Source organism: Serratia sp. CY84636, from assembly GCF_052166245.1.
GTDB classification, from domain to species: domain Bacteria; phylum Pseudomonadota; class Gammaproteobacteria; order Enterobacterales; family Enterobacteriaceae; genus Serratia; species Serratia nevei.
The window spans coordinates 477210-497836 of record NZ_JBJNOX010000004.1 but is presented as its reverse complement, the minus strand read 5'-3'; the positions used below and the strand labels follow the sequence as shown (position 1 = coordinate 497836).

Annotated in this window: 19 protein-coding genes; 6 read left to right on the top strand and 13 right to left on the bottom strand. The window is 61.3% G+C overall.

Annotated elements, in window-relative coordinates; all coding sequences use genetic code 11:
• Positions 1-5: 5 nt before the first annotated feature.
• Positions 6-1448 (top strand): type II secretion system protein GspE, encoded by a 1443-nt coding sequence (gene gspE / locus ACJ8QI_RS16585; protein WP_060422493.1) that lies wholly within the window; start codon positions 6-8, stop codon positions 1446-1448.
• Positions 1445-2644 (top strand): protein transport protein HofC, encoded by a 1200-nt coding sequence (hofC, locus tag ACJ8QI_RS16580; protein ID WP_336843640.1) that lies wholly within the window; start codon positions 1445-1447, stop codon positions 2642-2644. Before gspE ends, hofC begins: the two co-directional genes overlap by 4 nt.
• Before the next feature lie 51 nt (positions 2645-2695).
• Here the strand turns inward: hofC and ACJ8QI_RS16575 are convergent, their stop codons facing one another.
• Complete coding sequence (locus tag ACJ8QI_RS16575; RefSeq protein ID WP_015376656.1) at positions 2696-3739, bottom strand: GMP reductase; 1044 nt, start codon at positions 3737-3739, stop codon at positions 2696-2698.
• A 362-nt stretch (positions 3740-4101) separates the two neighbouring features.
• Between ACJ8QI_RS16575 and coaE the strand changes: the two genes are divergently transcribed.
• From coaE to yacG, 3 genes are read left to right on the top strand one after another with little or no spacing between them, the layout of a single operon-like run.
• The gene (coaE, locus tag ACJ8QI_RS16570; RefSeq protein WP_442532831.1) at positions 4102-4716 is read left to right on the top strand and encodes a dephospho-CoA kinase; all 615 of its coding nucleotides are present in this window, start codon (positions 4102-4104) and stop codon (positions 4714-4716) included.
• Positions 4717-4721: 5 nt separating this feature from the next.
• A complete protein-coding gene (gene zapD, locus ACJ8QI_RS16565) occupies positions 4722-5474 on the top strand; it encodes a cell division protein ZapD (RefSeq protein ID WP_038873498.1) in 753 nt (250 codons plus the stop codon).
• 51 nt (positions 5475-5525) lie between these two features.
• Positions 5526-5717 (top strand): DNA gyrase inhibitor YacG, encoded by a 192-nt coding sequence (yacG, locus tag ACJ8QI_RS16560; protein WP_004932737.1) that lies wholly within the window; start codon positions 5526-5528, stop codon positions 5715-5717.
• 39 nt (positions 5718-5756) lie between these two features.
• Here yacG and mutT read toward each other — a convergent pair whose 3' ends face one another.
• The 3 genes from mutT to secM form a co-directional block, all read right to left on the bottom strand.
• Positions 5757-6161 (bottom strand): 8-oxo-dGTP diphosphatase MutT, encoded by a 405-nt coding sequence (gene mutT, locus ACJ8QI_RS16555; RefSeq protein WP_102985455.1) that lies wholly within the window; start codon positions 6159-6161, stop codon positions 5757-5759.
• A gap of 80 nt (positions 6162-6241) precedes the next feature.
• Complete coding sequence (gene secA / locus ACJ8QI_RS16550) at positions 6242-8950, bottom strand: preprotein translocase subunit SecA (RefSeq protein ID WP_442532830.1); 2709 nt, start codon at positions 8948-8950, stop codon at positions 6242-6244.
• Positions 8951-9032: 82 nt separating this feature from the next.
• The gene (gene secM, locus ACJ8QI_RS16545; protein WP_038873490.1) at positions 9033-9563 is read right to left on the bottom strand and encodes a secA translation cis-regulator SecM; all 531 of its coding nucleotides are present in this window, start codon (positions 9561-9563) and stop codon (positions 9033-9035) included.
• A gap of 26 nt (positions 9564-9589) precedes the next feature.
• On the opposite strand from secM, the gene ACJ8QI_RS16540 reads away from it, so the two are divergent.
• On the top strand, positions 9590-10105 hold the full coding sequence (locus tag ACJ8QI_RS16540; protein ID WP_033637110.1) for a DUF721 domain-containing protein: 516 nt from the start codon (positions 9590-9592) through the stop codon (positions 10103-10105).
• Between the two features lie 104 nt (positions 10106-10209).
• Here the strand turns inward: ACJ8QI_RS16540 and lpxC are convergent, their stop codons facing one another.
• The 9 genes from lpxC to murD form a co-directional block, all read right to left on the bottom strand.
• On the bottom strand, positions 10210-11127 hold the full coding sequence (gene lpxC, locus ACJ8QI_RS16535; protein ID WP_004932754.1) for a UDP-3-O-acyl-N-acetylglucosamine deacetylase: 918 nt from the start codon (positions 11125-11127) through the stop codon (positions 10210-10212).
• Between the two features lie 103 nt (positions 11128-11230).
• Positions 11231-12385 (bottom strand): cell division protein FtsZ, encoded by a 1155-nt coding sequence (ftsZ, locus tag ACJ8QI_RS16530; RefSeq protein WP_004932757.1) that lies wholly within the window; start codon positions 12383-12385, stop codon positions 11231-11233.
• A gap of 74 nt (positions 12386-12459) precedes the next feature.
• The gene (gene ftsA, locus ACJ8QI_RS16525; protein ID WP_004932758.1) at positions 12460-13716 is read right to left on the bottom strand and encodes a cell division protein FtsA; all 1257 of its coding nucleotides are present in this window, start codon (positions 13714-13716) and stop codon (positions 12460-12462) included.
• Entirely contained in the window at positions 13713-14564 is an 852-nt protein-coding gene (ftsQ, locus tag ACJ8QI_RS16520; RefSeq protein ID WP_004932761.1) for a cell division protein FtsQ, read from the bottom strand. The genes ftsA and ftsQ overlap by 4 nt, the downstream gene beginning before the upstream one ends.
• A gap of 1 nt (position 14565) precedes the next feature.
• Complete coding sequence (locus ACJ8QI_RS16515; RefSeq protein ID WP_060422478.1) at positions 14566-15486, bottom strand: D-alanine--D-alanine ligase; 921 nt, start codon at positions 15484-15486, stop codon at positions 14566-14568.
• Complete coding sequence (murC, locus tag ACJ8QI_RS16510; RefSeq protein WP_025301571.1) at positions 15479-16954, bottom strand: UDP-N-acetylmuramate--L-alanine ligase; 1476 nt, start codon at positions 16952-16954, stop codon at positions 15479-15481. The genes ACJ8QI_RS16515 and murC overlap by 8 nt, the downstream gene beginning before the upstream one ends.
• Before the next feature lie 84 nt (positions 16955-17038).
• Positions 17039-18103 (bottom strand): undecaprenyldiphospho-muramoylpentapeptide beta-N-acetylglucosaminyltransferase, encoded by a 1065-nt coding sequence (gene murG, locus ACJ8QI_RS16505; protein ID WP_060422475.1) that lies wholly within the window; start codon positions 18101-18103, stop codon positions 17039-17041.
• A gap of 3 nt (positions 18104-18106) precedes the next feature.
• Entirely contained in the window at positions 18107-19309 is a 1203-nt protein-coding gene (ftsW, locus tag ACJ8QI_RS16500; RefSeq protein ID WP_038873480.1) for a cell division protein FtsW, read from the bottom strand.
• Complete coding sequence (gene murD, locus ACJ8QI_RS16495; protein ID WP_442532829.1) at positions 19306-20625, bottom strand: UDP-N-acetylmuramoyl-L-alanine--D-glutamate ligase; 1320 nt, start codon at positions 20623-20625, stop codon at positions 19306-19308. Before murD ends, ftsW begins: the two co-directional genes overlap by 4 nt.
• Positions 20626-20627 lie beyond the last annotated feature (2 nt).

Below are 20627 nucleotides of genomic sequence, written 5' to 3'. Positions count from 1 at the left end.
CGGCGATGAACGCGCAAATCAGCGAAGAGGTTCACGCCCTGTGCCGGCGCTATCAGGCGTTGGCGCTGAACGAAGACCCGACCACTCTCACGATCGCGCTCAACGAAGAAGCGCCGCAGGGGCTGCTGGCGGCGCTGCGTTTCGCCACCGGCAAGCGCATCCATCTGGAACACTGGCCGGCGGCCAGGCTGGAGCAGGCGCTGAACCAACGCCACGAATCGCTGCCGGCGCCGCTGGCAGCCGAAGAAGACACCGCCGACATCGCCTACCCCGACGACGGCGATGCGCCGGTGGTGCAGTTCATCAACCAGACGCTGCGTCTGGCCATCCAGCGCCGCGCCTCGGATATCCACTTCGAGCCCTTTCGGCAGCATTTTCGCATTCGCCTGCGCATCGACGGCGTGCTGCAAACCCTCGCCTCACCGCCGCCGCAGCTGACCGCGCGCCTCATCGCCCGGCTGAAGATCCTCGGTCAGTTGGATATCGCCGAGCGCCGTCAGCCTCAGGACGGGCAACTCAGCCTGACGCTGGACAGCGCGCGCTATGCCATGCGTATCGCCACCCTGCCGACGCTGCACGGCGAAAAGGTGGTGCTGCGCGTTCAGCAAGGTGAGCAGCAGGAGCTGCCGCTGGATCAACTGGGCATGGGCCGGGCGGATCTGGCGCGCTACGCGACGGCGCTGGCCTGCCCGCAAGGTTTGATCCTGGTGACCGGCCCAACCGGCAGCGGCAAGACGGTCACGCTGTACAGCGGTCTGCGACAGTTGAACGATGCGCAAAGCAACCTGTGCAGCGTCGAGGATCCGATCGAGATACCGCTGTTCGGCGTCAATCAAACCCAGATCAACGCCAAAACCGAGCTGAGTTTCGCCCGGGTGCTGCGCGCCCTGCTGCGCCAGGATCCGGATGTCATCATGATCGGCGAGATCCGCGATGCGGAAACCGCCGAGATCGCAGTCAAGGCCGCGCAAACCGGCCACCTGGTGCTGTCGACGCTGCATACCAACTCCACCGGCGAAACCCTGACGCGGCTAATGCACATGGGTATCCCCGGCTACCTGCTCGCCGGCTGCCTGAAGCTGGTCATCGCACAGCGGCTGGTGCGCAGGCTGTGTCGCCACTGCCGCTACCCGCACAGCCAGCCGACGCATTTTCCTACCTCGGTCTGGCCGGAGCCGCTGACCGCCTGGCGCGCCGACGGCTGCGAGCATTGCTTCGGCGGCTACTATGGGCGCATCGGCGTGTATGAGCTGTTGGCCATTACGCCGGAAATACAGGCGGCGTTGCTGGCGAACGCCGCGCCCAGCCTGCTGGCGGATGTCGCCCGCGAGCAGGGGCAGCTTTCGCTGCTGCAGGCCGGGCTGGCGCTGGCCAGCGAAGGCACGACCTCGCTGGAAGAACTGTACCGCGTGATCGACGTCGTCCAACTCGGCGTAACCGCGCCATGAAAGCGCGCCGGCTGTTTCTTTGGCAGGCATTCGACGCCCAGGGCGCCTTGCGCCGCGGCGAACTGATGAGCGATGAAAAACGGCAGGTGAGCCGGTTGCTGATCGAACAAGGCCTGCAGCCTTGGCGGATTGGGCACGGCAAACGCATCACGCCCGGCCAGTGGCGCGGAGAACCCTTAATCCACTTCACCCGCCAACTCGCCACCCTGTTGCAGGCCGGGTTGCCGCTGGTCAATACGTTGCAGCTGCTGGCGGCAGAGCACCCTTCGGCAGCCTGGCGTTGCCTGTTGCGCCAGTTGGCAGAACAGGTGCGCGAAGGGCAGCCGCTCTCCGAAACCCTTGCCGCGCAGCCAGGCGTTTTTCCACTTATCTATCGCCAACTGATCGCCATCGGCGAACTGACCGGCAACCTCGATCGCTGCTGCCTGCAGCTGGCACAACAACAGGAAGCCCAGCTGATGCTGCGCCGCAAAGTGACCAAAGCGCTGCGGTATCCCCTCTTCATCTGTGCGGTGGCGCTGCTGGTCAGCGTGCTGATGCTGGTGATGGTGCTGCCGGAATTCGCCAAGGTTTATCAGTCATTCGATGCGCCGCTGCCCTGGTTTACCCAAGGGTTATTGAGGGTGTCCGCGCTGCTGATCGCCGTTGGCCCCTATTTGGCGCTGCTGCTCGGCGCATTGCTGCTCGGCTATTGCCGCTGGCTGCATCCACGCCCGCCATGGCGCCGACGTGAACAGGCCGCCTTGCTGCGCCTGCCGCTGATCGCCCGGCTGGTGAGCGGCGGCGCGCTGAGCCAAACCTTTCGTATTCTGACCATGACCCAACGCGCGGGGCTGACGCTGGTGGAAGGGTTGAACGCGGCGGCGCTGGCGGCGGATCATCTGCTGTACCGACAGGCGCTGGAGCAGGTGCAGCGGCAGATCGCCGACGGCGAGGCGTTTCATCATGCCCTGGGCCTGCAACCGCTGTTTCCGCCGCTGTGCCGGCAGCTGGTGCGGGTGGGCGAAGAATCCGGTTCGCTGGACGCCTTGCTGGATAAATTGGCGCAGTGGTACGAACGGCAGACGCACGAGCTGGCCGATACGCTGGCGCAAACGCTGGAGCCGCTGCTGATGCTGGTGGTGGGCGGGATTGTCGGTGCTTTGGTGATCGCCATGTACCTGCCTATTTTTCAACTGGGCAGCGTGCTGGGATAAAGAAGAGGATAGCGGGCGCCGCTGTGCGCTGCGCCCGATGCAAGGTGCGGCTTATTTGCTGCCGAAGACGCGGTTTTCCTGCTCTGCCACGCGGATAAAGGTGGTGCGCTTGGTCAACTCTTTCAGGCGCTCAGCACCGACGTAGGTGCAGGCGGAGCGCAGGCCGCCGAGGATATCGCGCACGGTAAACTCCACCTCGCCACGCAGCGGCAGCTTGACGGTTTTGCCTTCGGCCGCACGATACTCCGCCACGCCGCCGACGTGGCGTTTCATCGCCGACTCGGAGCTCATACCGTAGAACAGCATGAACTTCTCGCCGTTCTCTTCCACCACGGTGCCTTCGCACTCGTCGTGGCCGGCCAGCATGCCGCCCAGCATCACGAAGTCAGCACCGCCGCCGAAGGCTTTGGCAACGTCGCCCGGCACCGAGCAGCCGCCGTCGCTGACGATTTGGCCGCCCAGCCCGTGGGCCGCATCGGCGCATTCGATCACCGCCGACAGCTGCGGGTAGCCCACGCCGGTCTTCACGCGGGTGGTACAGACTGAACCCGGGCCGATGCCGACCTTAACGATGTCGGCGCCGGAGAGGATAAGCTCCTCCACCATCTCGCCGGTCACTACGTTGCCGGCGCAGATCACGTGATTCGGACAGGCTTCGCGCGCTTTCTGCAGGAAGGCGACGAAATGTTCAGAGTAGCCGTTGGCCACGTCGATGCAGATGAATTTGAGCGCCGGAGACAGGGCCAGGATCTGCTGCATTTTGGCGAAGTCGGCTTCGGAAGTACCGGTGGACACCATGACGTGGCGCAGCACCGATTCCGGCATGCGCTGCACGAAGTCAGCCCATTGCTCGACGCTGTAATGTTTGTGTACGGCGGTGAGAACGTCGAAAGAAGCCAGGGCCTCGGCCATGCGGAAGGTGCCCACCGTGTCCATGTTGGCGGCGATAATCGGCACGCCGGACCAGCTGCAACCTGAATGCTTGAAGGTAAACTGACGTTCCAGTTCAACCTCGGAGCGGCTTTTCAGCGTGGAGCGCTTAGGGCGGATCAACACGTCTTTAAAGCCCAACTTCAAATCTTCTTCAATACGCATGACTTATGATTTCCTGGTTAATGGCGACGGATCGCAAGGAGGATATTCGAACCTCTGCCCGACGACTTTCCAGTGGCGCAAAAAGACGGCGGCGAGATTAATGCCAGTTCCAGTGACGTTATAATACGCGCTAATAATTGCCGAACAAGACTGCGAATTCGCCTTTATTTACGCTACAATCCGACAAATTTACCTGCATAACCGCAGTGTGATTGCCCGCTCATTTTTGCCGTGCCGCTGCGCTTTTTCTCGCCGTCCGATCGGTGCCGACGCGCAAGCGCCGCCTGCCGACTTGCACTTCTGCGCGATCGCTTTATGATTCGACTATTATTTTTTTATGAACATCGGATGCACCTAACACCATGGCCTACATTGTTGCGTTGACCGGGGGCATAGGCAGCGGCAAGACGACCATCGCGAACGCCTTTGCGCGCCACGGCGCAACCCTCGTCGATGCCGACGTGATCGCCCGTCAGGTCGTCGAGCAGGGTACCCCTGCTTTGGCCGCGATCGCCGAGCGATTTGGTAATGAAATGTTGCTGCCGGACGGCGCATTGAACCGCGCTGCGCTGCGTCAGCGCATCTTTAGCCATCCCGATGACAAAACCTGGCTGAACCAGCTGCTGCATCCGCTGATACACCGTGAAACCCAGCGCCAACTGGCGCAGGCCACCAGCCCGTACGCGCTGTGGGTGGTGCCGCTGCTGGTGGAAAACAGTCTGCAGGATCGCGCCGATCGGGTGCTGGTGATCGACGTCGACGCCGAAACTCAGCTGGCTCGCACCATCGCGCGCGACGGCGTCAGCCGTGAGCAAGCGCAGAGCATTCTCGCCGCCCAGGCCACGCGCCGGCAGCGCCTCGCCGTGGCGGATGACATTATTGACAACAGCGGCGCCGCTCAGGGGATAGAGCCACAGGTCGCCGCACTGCATCGTCGCTACCTTGAACTGGCGGCAACAGCGCCCCAACAGGATTAAACTGCATGAGTGATGTTTCCCCAACCGTTCTCTTTGAACACCCGCTGAACGAAAAAATGCGTACCTGGCTACGCATCGAATTTCTGCTGCAACAGCTGCACGGCCAACGCGCCCTGAGTGAAACCGCCATCGCCCTCACCTTCTTTCGCACCGTCTCCGACTTGCTGGACGTGCTGGAGCGCGGCGAAGTGCGCACCGAACTCCTCAAAGAGCTGGAGCGCCAGCAGCAGAAACTGTTGGCCTGGGCCGATGTGCCGGGCGTGGATATGGCGCTGATCGACCAGCTGCGCGGCCAGTTGAAGTCGCGCTCATCGGCGCTGATGGCGGCGCCGCGCCTCGGCCAGGCGCTGCGCGAAGATCGGCTGATCGGCCTGGTGCGCCAGCGGCTGAATATTCCCGGCGGCTGCTGCAGCTTCGATCTGCCGACCCTGCACATGTGGATGCACGCGCCGCAGCAGGATCGCGATGCCGACGTCGCCACCTGGCTGCAGTCGCTGGATCCGCTGAACCAGGCGCTGATCATGGTGTTGGATCTGATCCGCCAATCCGGGCCGTTCCGCAATCAGATCAGCCTGAACGGCTTTTTCCAGGACAACGCCGAAGGGGCGGATCTGCTGCGCCTGCGCCTCCATCTGGCACCGCAGCTTTATCCGCAGATTTCCGGCCACAAGACCCGCTATGCCATTCGTTTCCTGCCGCTGGATAGCGAAAATGGCGTGGTGCCTGAACGCCTGACGTTCGAACTGGCCTGTTGTTGAACTTGTGCAAGAAAGCCTTCTCAGCACTGATAGAAGGCGTAAGGAACCGTTATGACGACCGTAGTAAAATGCCCAACCTGTGGCACCGGCGTGGTTTGGGGTGAAGTTAGCCCCTTCCGGCCGTTTTGCAGCAAGCGCTGCCAGCTGATCGATCTCGGCGAGTGGGCCGATGAAGAGAAGCGTATTCCGAGCAACAGCGATCTGTCGGAAAGCGAAGACTGGAGTGAAATGGACGATCGTTGATCGTCCGCAATTGGCCTGGCGCCCGCCAGGCCAACCTTGTTATTGCGCGGCGTTCGCCTGCGCCACCAGCAGCTGAATAATGCCGGCGTTGGCTTCCGGGAACTCGTCTTCACGCAGCTCCGCCTGTTTAACCCAGCGCATCGGTTGCCCCTCACGGCCGAACGGCTCGCCCGCCCAGGCTTCCACCAGATAAAAATTCAGCGTCACGATGCGATCGCTGAAGCGATGTTCCACCACCTCCAACAGTTCGGCACGTTCGGCTTCGATACCGGTCTCTTCCCGCAGCTCGCGACTTAGCGCCTGTTCCGGCGTTTCACCCTGTTCGATCTTGCCGCCGGGAAACTCCCAGAATCCGGCCATGTGCGCGTCGGCGGCGCGGCGGGTAATAAAGATCTCCCGTTGAGCATTGCGGATGATGCCCACGGCGATATTCAGATGTTTCATCTCACCCTCCTGATGGGTGCCAAAAAACAGGGGCTCAGCAAGCTGAACCCCTGGGTGTTATCGGTTAACCGCGGCCGGCATTACTGCAGGCGGCCGTGACACTGCTTGTATTTCTTGCCGGAGCCGCATGGGCAAGGATCGTTGCGGCCCACTTTACGCTCGGCGGTGGCCGGCGCGTTCGGATCTTCAGTCACCAGCGCGTTCTCGTCGTGATGGCTCAGCTGTTGGTGCTGCGCCAGGCGCTCGGCCTCTTCACGGCGCTGCTGTTCCAGCGCTTCCACCTCTTCCGGCATCCGCACCTGCACCTTGCTCAGCACGCTGATCACTTCATATTTCAGCGATTCCAGCATGGTGGCGAACATGTTGAAGGATTCGCGCTTGTACTCCTGCTTAGGATCCTTCTGCGCATAGCCGCGCAGGTGGATACCCTGACGCAGGTAGTCCATCGCCGCCAGGTGCTCTTTCCACAGGGAATCCAGCGTCTGCAGCATCACGCCCTTCTCGAAATTGCGCATCATTTCGCTGCCGACCACATCTTCCTTACGCAGGTACTGGTCTTTGGCGTTCTCCAGAATACGTTCGCGCAGCGTCTCTTCGTGCAGCTCCGGCTCTTTGTCCAGCCATTGTGCGATCGGCATCTCCAGATCGAAGTCGTTCTTCAGGCGCTCTTCCAGCCCCTGAATATCCCACTCTTCTTCCAGCGACTGCGGCGTGATGTAGTTGTCGATGGTGCTCTTGAACACGTCCTCACGGATGCTGGCGATGGTTTCGCTCACGTCGGACACGTCCAGCAATTCGTTACGCTGGCTGTAGATGGCGCGGCGCTGATCGTTGGCGACGTCGTCGTATTCCAGCAGTTGCTTACGGATGTCGAAGTTGCGGCTCTCCACCTTGCGCTGAGCGTTGGCAATCGCCTTGGTCACCCACGGGTGCTCAATCGCCTCGCCTTCTTTCATACCCAGTTTACGCATCATGCCGGACACGCGATCCGAGGCGAAGATACGCATCAGGGCATCTTCCATCGACAGGTAGAAGCGGGATGAACCGGCGTCGCCCTGACGACCGGAACGGCCGCGCAGCTGGTTATCGATACGGCGCGATTCATGGCGCTCGGTGCCGATGATATGCAGGCCGCCCGCCGCCAGCACCGCGTCGTGGCGCACTTTCCAGGCCGCTTTGATGGCTTCAATTTGCTCTTCGGTCGGCTCTTCCAACAGCGCCACTTCGGCCTGCCAGCTGCCGCCCAGCACGATGTCGGTACCACGGCCCGCCATGTTGGTGGCGATGGTTACCGCACCGCTCTGGCCGGCCTGGGCGACGATGTCCGCTTCCATGGCGTGGAATTTGGCGTTCAGCACCTTGTGCTCGATACCCGCTTTGGTCAGCTCATGGGAAACCACTTCGGATTTCTCGATTGAGATGGTACCCACCAGCACCGGCTGGCCTTTGGCGGTACGCTCGCGGATGTCTTCGATGATGGCGCCGATCTTCTCTTTCTCGGTCATGTACACCAGATCCGGCATATCCTTACGGATCATCGGACGGTTGGTTGGCACCACGATGGTATCCAGCTTGTAGATCGAGCTAAATTCGAAGGCTTCGGTATCGGCGGTACCGGTCATCCCGGCCAGCTTCTCGTACAGACGGAAGTAGTTCTGGAAGGTAATCGAAGCCAGCGTCTGGTTCTCGTTCTGGATCTCCACGCCTTCTTTGGCTTCCACCGCCTGGTGCAAACCGTCGGACCAGCGGCGGCCCTGCATGGTACGGCCGGTGTGCTCATCGACGATGATCACTTCGCCGTCTTTCACGATGTAGTCCACGTCGCGGGTAAACAGCACGTGGGCGCGCAGCGCGGCGGTAACGTGGTGCATCAGCATGATGTTGGTCGGCGAGTACAGCGATTCGCCCTCATCCATGATGCCGGCTTCTACCAGCATCTCTTCGATCAGGATCAGGCCGCGTTCGGTCAGGTGGACCTGACGCGCCTTCTCATCCACCGAGAAGTGCCCTTCACCCTTGAAGGTGTCGGAGTCTTCTTTTTCCTGGCGAATCAGTTTAGGGATCAGCTTGTTGACCTTGATGTACATCTCGGAGCTGTCTTCGGCCGGGCCGGAGATGATCAGCGGCGTACGCGCTTCATCGATCAGGATGGAGTCCACCTCATCCACCAGCGCATAGTGCAGTTTGCGCTGCACGCGCTCTTCCGGGCTGAACGCCATGTTGTCGCGCAGGTAGTCGAAACCGTATTCGTTGTTGGTGCCGTAGGTGATGTCAGCGGCGTAAGCTTCACGCTTGGCCGGCGCCGGCATGCCCGGCAGGTTGATGCCGATGCTCAGCCCGAGGAACTCGAACAGCGGACGGTTGTTTTCGGCGTCACGCTGCGCCAGATAGTCGTTGACGGTCACGACGTGCACGCCGCGACCGCTCAGGGCGTTCAGGTAGGCCGGCAGCGTCGCGGTCAGGGTTTTACCTTCACCGGTGCGCATCTCGGCGATGCAGCGGTCGTTCAGCACCATGCCGCCCAGCAGCTGCACGTCGAAGTGACGCATGCCGAACACGCGCTTGCTCGCCTCACGCACTACGGCGAAGGCTTCCGGGATCAGGCTTTCCAGCGACTCACCTTTCTCCAGGCGCGCACGGAACTCGTTGGTTTTCGCTTTCAGTTCGTCATCGGACAGTTTTTCCATGTCCGGTTCCATGCGGTTGATCTGCTCAACCACTTTGCGCATGCGGCGCAGGGTACGATCGTTACGGCTGCCAAAAACTTTGGTTAATAATTTCACTAACATGATGTTTGATATCTCTGTCATGACGGCCGAATACGGCAGTCAACTTGCTATTATTTATGGTTTTTGTGCCCTGAGGGCGGAGTCAGACGAGCGCGGCAGGCCCGGCGCGAATGCCCTGTACCTGCGCCACCCACAGGCCGGTCTGGTGCCGTGCTAGCGTTGGCAGCACCTCAAGGTGGGTATGGCGAATGATGGTCGGCGGCTTCGGCTCGTGCGTCAGCAGCGCGTTGAGGGTAGAAAGCAGCGCCAGTTGCGCTACCTGCAAAGGCGGTTCGGCTTCGGCTTCGCTCTCCTGCACCCGCGCATAAACCGCCTGCGGCGCCAGCGCGAAAGAGAGGTGACGAATGACGGTGCGCAGCGCATGTTGCTGCCAGTAATCTACGCTGAAGGTAGGGCGACGGTGCGCGTCCTGCAGCAGGGCCAGGCTGTTGAAGGTGCCGTTGGCTGAATTTTGCCGGTTAAGGCTGGACGACGTATTCGGCAGTGCGGCCTGATCGGGGGCGCCGGGCAAATTGGAAGACGCGCCAAGCGTGGCCGCAACCATCCCTAACAGGAGATGGGGCCAGAAATAACGTCTGCCAAATTGTCGCCAACGATTTAGAATACCGATCACGAGTTTATAATCCGCCGGAGCCCATTATGCGCGATAGCCGTCCACAATTATTAGATGTCCTGTTCGACGACGCGTCTGCCGGCAGCAAAGGGCCGCTGCATAACGTCCAGCAACGCGCGGTGGCGCTGCTCAAGCTTAACCGTGCAGTGAAGGGCCTGTTGCCTGCTCCCCTGCATCCCTGGTGCCGCGTCGCGAATTTCCGACAGGGTATTTTAGTGCTCGAAACGGCAAATGCCAGTTGGATGATGCGCTTGCGCTACGAACAACCCGCTTTGCTGTCTGCACTACGAGCGCAAATTCTACCATCATTGTCGTCGATCGACATCAGGATTAATCCGGCCTTGATGGCGAAAGGCAGCCACCAGGTGCAAAACGCAGAGAAAGCGCCGGAAAAACCCGTGCCGATGCGGCATTTGAGTCTGGAAAGTGCGGAAGAACTGAGAGGATTGGCGAGCCGTAGCCCGGAGAAACTGCGCAAGATATTGGAACGGCTGGCTGCATTGGCCGGAGAGGGTACCAACACAACCAGTCGTGATAAGTAATCAGCGACACAGCTGCAAAACATCAGACGGCATCACGAGCCTGAATTCTCAGGCTCTCAGAGGATGCGCCTGCCGTTATTCGCAGCAGGCGAGGAATTCAGACCTTACGCCAATACGGTGGACGGTGCCTTGAATGCCAGCGGCATTTCGGCTTCGTCCTGGAAGGTCACGTATTCCCACGCTTCCTGCTTGGCCAGCACGGCCTGCAGCAGTTTGTTGTTCAGCGCGTGGCCAGACTTGAACGCGGTGAACGCGCCAATGATGTTGTGGCCGCACATGAATAGGTCGCCGATGGCGTCCAGCATTTTGTGACGTACGAACTCGTCTTCGAAACGCAGGCCGTCTTCGTTCAGCACGCGGTAGTCATCCACCACGATAGCGCAATCGAAGCTGCCGCCCAGGGCCAGGCCACGGGACTGCAGGTATTCGATGTCGCGCATAAACCCGAAGGTGCGCGCGCGGCTGATTTGACGCACGAACGACTCAGCCGAGAAATCGAGACGATAGCGCTGAGAGCTGGCGTCGATAGCCGGGTGGTTGAAGTCGATGGTGAAGTCCAGGCGGAACCCGTTATGCGGGGACAGCTCGGCCCATTTGTCGCCATCTTCAACACGCACGGTCTCTTTCAGACGCAGGAATTTCTTCGCCGAGTTCAGTTCTTCGATGCCGGCATCCAGCAGCAAGAACACGAACGGACTGGCGCTGCCGTCCATGATTGGGATTTCAGCGGCGTCGACTTCGATGACGATGTTGTCGATGCCCAACCCAGCCAGCGCGGCGTTGAGGTGCTCAACGGTCGAAATACGCACGTCATGCTCATTCACCAGGCAAGTACAGAGCATGGTATCACGCACGGATTTTGCATCAGCCGGAAAATCAACCGGTGGATTCAAGTCAGTGCGACGATAGATGACCCCGGTATTAGCCGGCGCTGGGCGCATTGTCAGCGTGACTTTCTTGCCGGTATGCAAACCGACGCCAGTCGCCTGAACAATACGTTTTAATGTCCTTTGTTTGATCATCGTTTTATCTCGCAATGTTATCCATCCTACCAGCCAAGCATACAGCATGGCCGGCGGGACAGTTTAGCACAAAGAGCGGAGATTCCAAATTCTCAGGATATTCTTAGTCTGCCTGTTTACGCAGGAAGGCTGGAATATCAAGATAGTCGGGCTCTTTATTCGGCTGCGCAGCTTGGTCGTTGACCACCTTGGCGGCAGGTTTCACTTCCTGCGGCAGAGGCGACATGCCGTGCTGCTGATAACGGTGATCCATCACCGGCTGGCTGGCCTGCTTATTGGTCACCAGGGTGATTTCAGGACGTTTGTCCATACCGATACCGGTTGCAACCACGGTTACGCGCAGTTCGTCGTTCATTTCCGGATCCAGCGAGGTACCGATAACCACGGTAGCGTTGTCGGACGCGAACGCACGGATGGTGTTACCCACGGTTTCGAACTCATCCAGACGCAGGTCGAAGCCGGCGGTGATGTTGACCAGCACGCCGCGCGCGCCGGACAGGTCGATGTCTTCCAGCAGTGGGCTGGAGATCGCCATTTCGGCCGCTTCTTCGGCACGGTCTTCACCGCAAGCCACGCCGGAACCCATCATCGCGTAGCCCATTTCGGACATCACGGTGCGCACGTCGGCGAAGTCGACGTTCATCAGGCCCGGACGGGTGATCAGCTCGGCGATACCCTGCACCGCGCCTTTCAGCACGTCGTTGGCCGCGCCGAATGCGTCCAGCAGAGAGATGCCGCGACCCAGAACTTTCAGCAATTTATCGTTCGGGATGGTGATCAGCGAGTCCACGTGTTTGGACAGCTCAGCGATACCCTGCTCCGCGAATGCCATGCGCTTCTTGCCTTCGAAGTTGAAAGGCTTGGTCACCACGGCCACGGTCAGAATACCCAAATCTTTAGCCACTTCAGCCACCACTGGTGCCGCACCGGTACCGGTACCGCCGCCCATGCCGGCCGCGATGAAGACCATGTCTGCGCCGTCCAGCGCTGCGCGCAGGGCTTCGCGGTCTTCTTCCGCTGAATTGCGACCCACTTCCGGGTTCGCGCCCGCACCCAGACCTTTGGTAATACCGCTACCGATCTGGATGGTTTGGCCAACCGCCGTTTTGCGGAGCGCCTGGGCGTCCGTGTTCACAGCGAAGAATTCAACACCTTCGATGCGCTCGCGCACCATGTGTTCAACGGCATTGCCACCGCCGCCGCCGACGCCGATGACTTTAATCACCGCGTCATTGGTTAGTTCCATTGGTTCAAACATAGTTTCTCTCCGTTTTGTGCCTGTCGCTGCGAGATCATAAAAAGATTACTCAGCATGATCTCTTTGTTGAAACATTAAAACTCTTTTCTCAGCCAGCTATTGATGCGTTTAAACCAATTGCCCACCGAGGCGCGTTTTTCTACTTCCGTCTCACCGCTCAGGTGAGACTCTTTTCCATAGTGCAGCAGACCTACCGCTGTCGAGTAGTAAGGCTCCTGCGCATAATCCGTCAGACCCGTGATGTTCAAGGGTTGGCCGATGCGTACCTGGGTGTGGAACACCCGTTGCGCACAGGCTGCCAGGCCATCAATCTGGGCGGCGCCACCGGTCAGCACGATACCGGCTGCCAGATGATGCTTCACCCCTTGCTGACGCAGTTGCTCCTGCAATTGCAAAATTTCATCGTTAACCAGATTCAACAGTTCGGTGTAGCGTGGCTCAATGACTTCAGCCAGCGTCTGTCTTTGCAGACTGCGCGGAGGACGTCCCCCGACGCTAGGCACCTCTACATTCTCATCCTTGCTAACAATCGACCCAAGCGCACAGCCGTGTCGAACTTTAATCGCTTCCGCGTCGGTCGGCGGCGTGCCGAAGGCGTAGGCGATATCGCTGGTGACCACGTTCCCGGCATAAGGGATCACTTTGGTGTGGCGCAGCGCACCGCCGGTGTACACCGCCATATCCATGGTGCCGCCGCCGATATCCACCACGCAAACGCCGAGTTCGCGTTCATCTTCAGTCAGCACCGCGTAGCTCGCGGCCAGACCGGCGAAAATAAGTTGGTCAACTTTCAGGCCGCAACGTTCCACGGCCTTGACGATGTTCTTCGCCATATCGTTATGGCAGGTAATCAGATGCACCTTGGCCTGCATACGCACGCCGGACAGCCCAACCGGGTTTTTGATGCCTTCCTGATAATCGATGGCGTATTCCTGAGGAATCACGTGCAGAATGCGGTGTTCGTCGCGCACGCGCACCGATTTGGCGGTGTGCACCACGTTCTCCACGTCGTCCTGCGTCACTTCCTCTTCCGAGATCGGCACCATGCCGATTTCGTTCTGGCAGCTGATGTGTTTGCCCGACAGCGCCAGATACACCGAGGAGATCTGGCAGTCCGCCATCAGCTCGGCCTGATCGATGGCGCGCTGTACGCACTTCACCACCGACTCCAGGTCGTTTACGCCACCCTTATCCATGCCGCGAGACGGGCAGCTGCCCACCCCGATAATGTTGACCATGCCATCGGGCAGAACTTCCCCTACCAACGCGGAGACTTTTGCAGTACCGATCTCCAGTCCAACTACCAGTTTTCTGTCCGTCGACTTGATCATTGTTGTTTTGCCTGTGCCTGATTCTGTTGCTGATTACTGTTTTGCTGACCGCCAAGCGCCTGCGGATCGACCAACACCGGAGCCCACCCTACCGAAGCGCCGGACTCGTAGCGCAGATCGACATAGCTGACACGCTTGCTCTCCGCCTGGCCCTGCTGCTGCAATACCGGGTAAAGCTCGATAAACCGCTGCAAACGCCCGTTGCGGTCATCGCGCCCCAGCTCAAGCCGGACATCGTTGTCCAGCGCCAGCTGCCAGGAATGGCGCGCGGTCATCGCCGCCATTTTCAGCGTATATTTGCTGGCCGCCAACGTGGCGCTCATCGCCCGATAGCCTTCCAGCACATCCTGCTCGCTCCCTTCCGGCCCGTAGAGCAGCGGCAACTTCTGTTTGCCCGCCCGCTCCGCCGGCACGCTGAACGCTTTGCCTTCGGCGTCCACCATGTGCAAATCGTTCCAGCGCGCCACCGGGACGTACTCCACCAGATGGATCTTCAGCTCATCCGGCCATTGTTTGCGCACGCTGGCCTGCTTGATCCACGGCAGACGTTCGATCTGCTGCTGGATGACGTCCACATCCTGCGTCATAAAGGTGCCGGGCGCGCCCAGCGCCAGGATCGCCTGACGAATATCATCGTTGGTGGTGTAGTGGCGTTCGCCGGTCACCACCAGCCTTGAGAGCGGCAGGCGACTGGCGTCTTTCATCCAGCCAAGCACCGCCCAACCGCTCCACACGACCGTTCCCAACACCATCAGCAGGAAAATCATTCCCGCCAACTGGGTTCCATTGCTGCGGCGCGGGCCGTTATCCACCTCGCGATCGCGCGCATTCAGGGCAGCTTGCGACATATCAGTCGGCCAACTCCAAAATTCTCGCCACCAACTGCGAGAAGCTTAATCCAAACTGGCGCGCCGCCATCGGCACCAGGCTATGACTGGTCATGCCCGGAGAGGTGTTCACCTCAAGCAGATAGAAGCTGCCATCGCTGTCTTGCATCACGTCGACGCGGCCCCAGCCGCTGCAGTCCAGGCCGCGATAGGCGCGCAGCGCCAACGCCGCCATCTCGGCTTCCTGCTCGGCGCTCAAACCACTCGGGCAGAAGTACTGCGTGTCGTCCGAAATGTACTTGGCCTGGTAGTCGTAAAACACGCCGGCCGGCTGGATGCGGATCGACGGCAGAACCTGGTCGCCCAGCATCGCCACGGTATATTCCGGGCCGCTCAGCCACTTCTCCACCAATACGTCGTCATCATGGCGGAAGGCCTCTTCCAACGCGGCTTCCAACGCGGCGCTTTCAGTGACCTTGCTCATGCCGACGCTGGAACCTTCACGGCTCGGCTTGACGATCAGCGGCAGGCCGAGCTCCGCCACGCGTGCCAGCAGCGCCGCTTTTTCGCCGCCGAGGTACAGCTGGCGATTCAGCGCCACGTAAGGCGCCACCGGCAAACCCATCGACTGCCACACCATTTTGGTGCGCCATTTGTCCATGGTCAGCGCCGAGGCCATCACACCGCTGCCGGTATAAGGCAGTTCGAGGAACTCCAGCAGCCCCTGCAGGGTGCCGTCCTCGCCGCCGCGGCCATGCAGCGCGATAAACACTTTGGTGAACCCCTGCTCTTTCAGCTGGGTCACCGGGAAATCGCGGGTATCGACGCCGTGCGCATCGATACCGGCTTCGCGCAACCCGGCCAGCACCGCGGCACCGGATTGCAGAGAGACTTCACGTTCAGCGGAGGTGCCGCCCAGCAGAACTGCAACTTTATCAGCCATGGTGCTCCTCCTCTTTCTTCGGCGGCTGCAGCTTCAGCTCGGCCAGTTTACGGGCGATTTTGCCCACGTTGCCGGCGCCTTGCACCAGCACCAAGTCTTCATCCTGCAGCAGCTGCGCCAGGGTTTCCGGCACGGTATCGGCATCGGAAACCAGGATCGGATCCAGCTTGCCGCGGCTGCGGATGGTGCGGCACAGCGAACGGCTGTCCGCGCCCGGGATCGGCGCTTCGCCAGCGGCGTACACGTCGAGCATCAGCAGCACATCCACCTGCGACAGCACGTTGGCGAAATCGTCGTACAGATCGCGGGTGCGCGTATAACGGTGCGGCTGGAAGATCATCACCAAACGCTTGTCTGGCCAGCCGGCGCGCGCCGCTTTCAGCGTGGCGTCCACCTCGGTCGGATGGTGGCCGTAGTCGTCCACCAGCATCGCGCTGCCCGCTTTGCCGTTGACCGGCTCCAGCGGGAACTCGCCGAGGAAATCGAAGCGACGCCCGGTGCCCTGGAAGCCCGCCAGCGCGCGCAGGATATCTTCGTCGTCGATGCCTTCTTCGGTTGCCACCGCCACCGCCGCCGCCGCGTTCAACGCATTGTGGCGACCCGGCGCGTTCAGCGTCACCGTCAGCAACGGTTTGTCCTGACGGCTCAGGGTAAAGTGCCCCTGCGGCCCAATCTGCCGGTAGTCTTCGATGCGCACATCGGCATCTTCACTGAAGCCGTAGGTGGTAATGTGGCGACCCACGCGCGGCAACAGCTCGCGCACGACCGGATCGTCGATGCACATCACCGCACGGCCGTAGAACGGCAGGTTGTGCAAGAAATTGATAAACGTCTGCTTCAGGTTCTCGAAGTCGCCCTGGTAAGTGTCCATATGGTCGGCTTCGATGTTGGTGACCACGGCCACCATCGGCTGCAGATGTAGGAACGACGCATCGCTCTCATCCGCTTCCGCGATCAGATAACGGCTGGACCCCAGTCGCGCGTGGGTGCCCGCCGCCTTCACCAGCCCGCCGTTGACGAAGGTCGGGTCCAGGCGGGCTTCGGCGTAAATGCTCGAAACCATCGCCGTGGTGGTGGTTTTGCCGTGCGTGCCGGCGATAGCGATGCCGTGGCGAAAACGCATCAGCTCCGCCAGCATTTCTGCGCGGCGGATCACCGGGATGCGCGCTTCACGGGCGGCGACGATCTCCGGGTTGTCGGCGGAGATGGCGGTAGACACCACCACTACGCTCGCATCCAGCACGTTTTCCGGACGGTGATTGAAATAAATCGTCGCTCCGAGCGCGCTCAACTGTTGGGTGACCGGATTCGGCGCCAGGTCGGAGCCGCTGATCTGATACCCTTCGTTTGCCAACACTTCGGCGATACCACCCATGCCGGCGCCACCGATGCCGACAAAGTGAATGTGCCGGACGCGACGCATCTCGGGCACGATAGTACGTAGTTTCGCCAGTTGTTGTGTATTCATCACTCTCTCTAATCCGGATCCGGTACCCCGGCCCTACATCACATTGCTTTTATTCAGGTTCGGCGCACCGAACCCCTGCACTCGTTACTTGGCGAGCCGCACCAGCTCCGCCGCCACGCGCTCGGTGGCGTCCGGAATGGCGACCGCGCGCGCTTTCTCGGCCATGGCCAGCAGCGTCTTGCGATCCCAGCTCGCCAGCAGTTCAGCCACCACATCGGCGTTGAACTGCGGCTGTTCGATAATCTTCGCCGCGCCGGCTTCTTCCAGCGGACGCGCGTTCCAGTACTGCTGACGGTCCTTGTGCATGAATGGCACGAAGATCGCCGGCAGCCCCGCCGCCGCGATTTCGCTGACGGTCAACGCGCCGGAGCGGCAGACCACCACGTCGGCCCAAGCGTAGGCGGCGGCCATGTCGTCGATGAACTCGGTCACCTTGTGCTGCGTCTGCCCTACCCTTTCGTAGTCGCTCAGCACCGTTTCCAGCGCGCCCTTGCCAACCTGATGCCAGAGCGTAATTCTATCGCCCAAACGCGCCGCGACTTCAGGAACTGTCTGATTCAGCACGCGCGCGCCCTGACTTCCGCCAATCACCAGCACGCGGATCGGGCCTTCGCGCCCCTGCAACCGCTCCGCCGGCAACGGCAGCGCCAACACGTCGGTACGTACCGGGTTGCCCACCACCTCGGCGTTCGGGAATGCGCCGGGGAAGGCCTGCATCACTTTGGCGGCGATGCGCGCCAGCCAGCGGTTGGTCAAGCCGGCAATGCCGTTCTGCTCGTGCAGCACCACCGGGATGCCGCACTGCCAGGCCGCCAGGCCGCCGGGGCCGGACACGTAACCGCCCATCCCCAGCACCACGTCCGGCTGATAGCTGCGCATGATGGCTTTCGCCTGGCGCACCGCCTGCCAGATCCGCAGCGGCGCAGTCAGCTGGGCCTTCAGGCCTTTGCCGCGCAGGCCGGAGATGCGGATAAAATCAATCTCGATCCCGTGCTTCGGCACCAGATCGGCTTCCATTCGGTCTGCGGTTCCGAGCCAGCGCACCTGCCAGCCCTGCGCCATCAGATGATGCGCGACCGCCAGCCCCGGGAACACGTGCCCGCCGGTACCGCCTGCCATCACCATTAAACGCTTAGGTTTCCCGCTCATCCCTTACCTCTTCACAAACGCCTGAGCCTTGGTCAGGCGCGTTTCATAATCAATTCGCAGCAACAGCACGATGGCCGTCGACATAATCAGCAAGCTCGAACCGCCGTAACTGATCAGCGGCAGCGTCAGACCTTTGGTCGGCAGCATGCCCGCGGCGGCGCCGACGTTAACCAGCGCCTGGAAGCTGAACCATACGCCGATCGCGCAGGCCAGGAAGCCGGAGAAGCGTTGGTCGATCTCCAGCGCGCGGCGCCCGATGGACATCGCGCGAAAAGCGACGAAGAATACCATTAACAGGGCTAAAACCACACCGATATAGCCCAGTTCTTCACCCAAAATGGAGAAGATGAAGTCGGTGTGTGCTTCCGGCAAATACTCCAGTTTCTGCACCGAGTTGCCGAGCCCCTGTCCCCAGAACTCGCCGCGGCCGAACGCCATCAGCGACTGGGTCAGCTGGTAGCCGCTGCCGAACGGATCGGCCCACGGGTTCCAGAACGACGTCACGCGGCGCATACGGTACGGTTCCGCGATGATCAGCAGCACCACGGCGAACACGCCGGAGCCGATGATCGCCAGGAACTGCCACATTTTCGCGCCGGCCAGGAACAGCATCGCTAGCGTGGTGATGAACAGCACCACCACGGTACCGAGGTCCGGCTGCGCCAGCAGCAGCACCGCCAGCACCACCATCACGCCCATCGGCTTGCAGAAGCCCCAGAAGTTGCTGCGTACCTCTTCCACCTTGCGCACCAGATAGCTCGCCAGGTAGCAGAACAGCGACAGCTTGGACAGCTCCGCCGGCTGAATGCGCAGCGGGCCGAGCGCGATCCAGCGCGAGGCCCCGTTCACCGAACTCCCCACCACCAGCACGATCAGCAGCATCACGATCGACATCAGCAACATCACGTTGCTGTAGCGCTGCCAAATCTCCATCGGGACGCGCAGCGTCACCAGCGACAGGCCGAACGCCAGGCCGAGGTACAGCGCGTCGCGTTTGGCGAACAGGAACGGATCGTCCGCCAGGCGTTGGCCGATCGGCATCGACGCCGAGGTCACCATCACGAAGCCGATGATCGCCAACCCGAAGGTCAGCCACAGCAGGGTGCGATCGTACAGCACCATGTTGACCGCGTCGTTGTCGCGCGCGCCGGTCACCCAGTCTTTCAGCCGTTCTGTCAGCCCGAAGTTCGGCAAGCGTAGTTTCATCCGCCAAGCTCCTGCGCCAGGCGGGCGAACTCATCGCCGCGCACTTCAAAATTACGGAATTGATCGAGGCTGGCACAGGCCGGCGACAGCAATACCATGTCGCCAGGCTGTACGCGGCCGGCGATGGTGCGCATCGCCTGCTCCATGGTCTCAGTCAGCGTCGCCACCTCCGGCCGCAGCTGTGCCAGCTGGGCGCCGTCGCGGCCAAAGCAGTACAGACGCACGTTGTCGCCCTGCAGGTAGCGCGCCAGCGGCGAGAAATCGGCGGACTTGCCGTCGCCGCCCAGCAGCAGATGCAGCGTGCCGTCTACCTGCAGGCCGTTCAGCGCCGCTTCGGTGCTGCCGACGTTGGTGGCTTTGGAATCGTTGATCCAACGCACGCCGTTGTTCTCCCAGGCCAGCTGGAAGCGGTGCGCCAGGCCGGTGAAGGTGGTCAGCGCCTTCAGGCTGGACGCGCGCGGGATATTGACCGCATCCGCCAACGCCAACGCCGCCAGGGCGTTGGTGTAGTTGTGGCGGCCGGTCAGTTTCATCTCGCGCGTATTCAGCACTTTCTCACCGCGCACCCGCAGCCAGGTTTCCCCCTGCTGGCGGTTCAGGTGATAATCGCCGACGTCCGCACCGAAGCTGACGCAGCGCTCGTCGGCGCCGCGCACCGGCATGGTCAGTGCATCGTCTGCGTTCACAACGCACACGGCGGCGTTTTCATACACGCGCAGCTTGGCGCCGCGATACTGCTGCAGGCCGAACGGATAGCGATCCATATGATCTTCGGTCACGTTCAGGATGGTCGCCGCCGCCGCCCGCAGGCTATACGTCGTTTCCAGCTGGAAGCTGGACAGCTCCAGCACGTAAAGCTGGCATTCCTGACGCAGCAGGCTCAGCGCCGGCAGGCCGATATTGCCGCCCACGCCCACCGCCCAACCGGCGGCTTTCGCCATCTCGCCCACCAGGGTGGTGACGGTGCTTTTGCCGTTGGAGCCGGTGATCGCCACGATCGGCGCCTGCGCTTCACGGCAGAACAGTTCGACGTCGCCGACGATTTCCACGCCGGCATCCGCCGCAGCGCTCAATGCCGGGGTCGCCAGCGCGACGCCCGGGCTGGCAACGATCAGATCCGCCGCCAGCAGCCAGTCCTGATTCAGATCGCCCAGATGACGCTCCATGCTCTCAGGCAGTTTGTCCAAGCCTGGCGGCGCGATACGGGTATCCATCACGCGCGGCGTCACGCCGCGCGCCATGAAGAAATCGACGCAGGACAGGCCGGTGAGGCCCAACCCGATGATGACGACTTTTCTACCCTGATAGTCTGCCATGA

What these genes read in the sequence shown, in the direction of transcription:
- murC (WP_025301571.1), bottom strand. Translation starts at nt 16,954, where the DNA reads ATGAATACACAACAACTGGCGAAACTACGTACTATCGTGCCCGAGATG.
- murD (WP_442532829.1), bottom strand. Translation starts at nt 20,625, where the DNA reads ATGGCAGACTATCAGGGTAGAAAAGTCGTCATCATCGGGTTGGGCCTC.
- murG (WP_060422475.1), bottom strand. Translation starts at nt 18,103, where the DNA reads ATGAGCGGGAAACCTAAGCGTTTAATGGTGATGGCAGGCGGTACCGGC.
- secA (WP_442532830.1), bottom strand. Translation starts at nt 8,950, where the DNA reads ATGTTAGTGAAATTATTAACCAAAGTTTTTGGCAGCCGTAACGATCGT.
- ftsQ (WP_004932761.1), bottom strand. Translation starts at nt 14,564, where the DNA reads ATGTCGCAAGCTGCCCTGAATGCGCGCGATCGCGAGGTGGATAACGGC.
- zapD (WP_038873498.1), top strand. Translation starts at nt 4,722, where the DNA reads ATGAGTGATGTTTCCCCAACCGTTCTCTTTGAACACCCGCTGAACGAA.
- ACJ8QI_RS16540 (WP_033637110.1), top strand. Translation starts at nt 9,590, where the DNA reads ATGCGCGATAGCCGTCCACAATTATTAGATGTCCTGTTCGACGACGCG.
- yacG (WP_004932737.1), top strand. Translation starts at nt 5,526, where the DNA reads ATGACGACCGTAGTAAAATGCCCAACCTGTGGCACCGGCGTGGTTTGG.
- ACJ8QI_RS16575 (WP_015376656.1), bottom strand. Translation starts at nt 3,739, where the DNA reads ATGCGTATTGAAGAAGATTTGAAGTTGGGCTTTAAAGACGTGTTGATC.
- ACJ8QI_RS16515 (WP_060422478.1), bottom strand. Translation starts at nt 15,486, where the DNA reads ATGGCTGATAAAGTTGCAGTTCTGCTGGGCGGCACCTCCGCTGAACGT.
- lpxC (WP_004932754.1), bottom strand. Translation starts at nt 11,127, where the DNA reads ATGATCAAACAAAGGACATTAAAACGTATTGTTCAGGCGACTGGCGTC.
- coaE (WP_442532831.1), top strand. Translation starts at nt 4,102, where the DNA reads ATGGCCTACATTGTTGCGTTGACCGGGGGCATAGGCAGCGGCAAGACG.
- ftsZ (WP_004932757.1), bottom strand. Translation starts at nt 12,385, where the DNA reads ATGTTTGAACCAATGGAACTAACCAATGACGCGGTGATTAAAGTCATC.
- gspE (WP_060422493.1), top strand. Translation starts at nt 6, where the DNA reads ATGAACGCGCAAATCAGCGAAGAGGTTCACGCCCTGTGCCGGCGCTAT.
- ftsA (WP_004932758.1), bottom strand. Translation starts at nt 13,716, where the DNA reads ATGATCAAGTCGACGGACAGAAAACTGGTAGTTGGACTGGAGATCGGT.
- hofC (WP_336843640.1), top strand. Translation starts at nt 1,445, where the DNA reads ATGAAAGCGCGCCGGCTGTTTCTTTGGCAGGCATTCGACGCCCAGGGC.
- mutT (WP_102985455.1), bottom strand. Translation starts at nt 6,161, where the DNA reads ATGAAACATCTGAATATCGCCGTGGGCATCATCCGCAATGCTCAACGG.
- ftsW (WP_038873480.1), bottom strand. Translation starts at nt 19,309, where the DNA reads ATGAAACTACGCTTGCCGAACTTCGGGCTGACAGAACGGCTGAAAGAC.